At 65.8% G+C, this 1,328-nt stretch carries 2 protein-coding genes; both read left to right on the top strand.

Annotated elements, in window-relative coordinates; genetic code table 11:
- Positions 1 to 68: 68 nt before the first annotated feature.
- Positions 69 to 422, top strand: coding sequence for a transposase (locus tag FWJ67_RS11140; RefSeq protein WP_414482858.1), 354 nt, complete (start codon positions 69 to 71; stop codon positions 420 to 422).
- The gene (locus FWJ67_RS11135; RefSeq protein WP_414482857.1) at positions 419 to 1,246 is read left to right on the top strand and encodes an IS3 family transposase; all 828 of its coding nucleotides are present in this window, start codon (positions 419 to 421) and stop codon (positions 1,244 to 1,246) included. The genes FWJ67_RS11140 and FWJ67_RS11135 overlap by 4 nt, the downstream gene beginning before the upstream one ends.
- Positions 1,247 to 1,328 lie beyond the last annotated feature (82 nt).

The following is a 1,328-nucleotide window of genomic DNA, read 5'->3' as shown; positions in this document are numbered from 1 at the left end:
TACGCCGTCCCCCAATTGGAGTGGACACCTGGGAGAGGTTATGTTGAACCTCTTCGAGGAGGAGGAGAATGGGGGAATTTCGCAGGGGCGCCGATGGGCGCCGGCTGTTCACGACCGCCTTCAAGAAGGAGCAGATCGACCGCGTCCTCCGGGGCGAGATTACGCTTTCGGGGCTTGCGCGTGAGTTGGACGTCAGCTCCTCCGTCGTGCGCAAGTGGAAGCGGCTCTTCGAGCAGGGGGCGAACACGGCCGTAGCCGCTGGCGAGGACGTGGTCCCAGCCCGGCTGCTCCGGGAGGCTGAAGCCCGGATCCGGGAGCTCGAGCGGGCGCTCGGGCGAAAGACCATGGAGGTGGAGATCCTCCAGGCGGCGCAGGCGGAAGTAAAAAAAAGACCCAGCTGGTACGGCGTGTTGAGGCCATGACGGGACACCCACTCTCTGCCATCTGCCGTACACTGGGCGTGAGCCGGTCTACGGCGTACCGGCAAACGAAGGACCGGCCGCGCTTCTACCGGAGGGCTGAGGACGAGGCCGTGCTGGCGGAGATCCGGAAGGTGATCCGGAAGCGGGGCAGCTACGGTTACCGGCGGGTGACGGTGCTGCTGCGCCGGGCAGGCAAGCGCTACAACAAGAAGCGGATCCGGAGAGTCATGCGCATGCACGGCCTCCAGATCCCAGCCAAGAACCGCAGGAGAACGGGCAGAGCGCACACGGGCAGGATCGAGACCGACCGGTCGAACGTGCGCTGGTGCTCGGATGCCTTCGAGATCCACTGCTGGAACGGGGAGGAGGTGCACGTGGGCTTTGCCCTGGACTGCTGCGACCGCGAGGCGATCGCGTTTGTAGCCCGGCCGAGGGACCTCACCGCCGAAGACGTGCGGGAGCTCATGAGCCGGGCTGTTCGGGCCCGCTTCCCGGAGGGGAGGCCGACCGATCCGGTTCAGTGGCTGAGCGACAACGGGAGCATCTACACGGCGCTGGAGACGATCCTCCACGCCGAGCAGCTGGGCCTGGATCCGGTCACCACGCCCAAGGCCAGTCCGGAATCGAACGGCATGAGCGAAGCCTTCGTGGGCACCTTCCGGCGCGACTACGTGGAGGCGGCCGAGCTGTGGAGCGCAGAGAGCGTGATCCGCCAGCTCGAAGGCTGGTTCAGGGACTATAACGAGGTGGCCCCACACTCGGCGCTCGGGATGAAATCGCCCGCCGAGTTCCGGCGGGAACAAACTCTCACCGCCTCTCTTTGAGTGTCCCACGAATTGGGGGACAGAGCACCGCACCTGCGTGGGCGTCACCATTGTTTTCGCAGCGCCTCCTGCAAGAGGCTCT

Origin of the sequence: Limnochorda sp., assembly GCF_047459355.1 — a bacterium.
In the GTDB taxonomy this organism is placed as follows: Bacteria; Bacillota; Limnochordia; order Limnochordales; family Limnochordaceae; genus Limnochorda.
The sequence above is the reverse complement of the archived record's forward strand: the minus strand, read 5'-3'. Positions and strand labels throughout refer to the sequence as shown.

Coding starts and splice junctions, on each gene's coding strand:
- FWJ67_RS11140 (WP_414482858.1), top strand. CDS start 69: ATGGGGGAATTTCGCAGGGGCGCCGATGGGCGCCGGCTGTTCACGACC.
- FWJ67_RS11135 (WP_414482857.1), top strand. CDS start 419: ATGACGGGACACCCACTCTCTGCCATCTGCCGTACACTGGGCGTGAGC.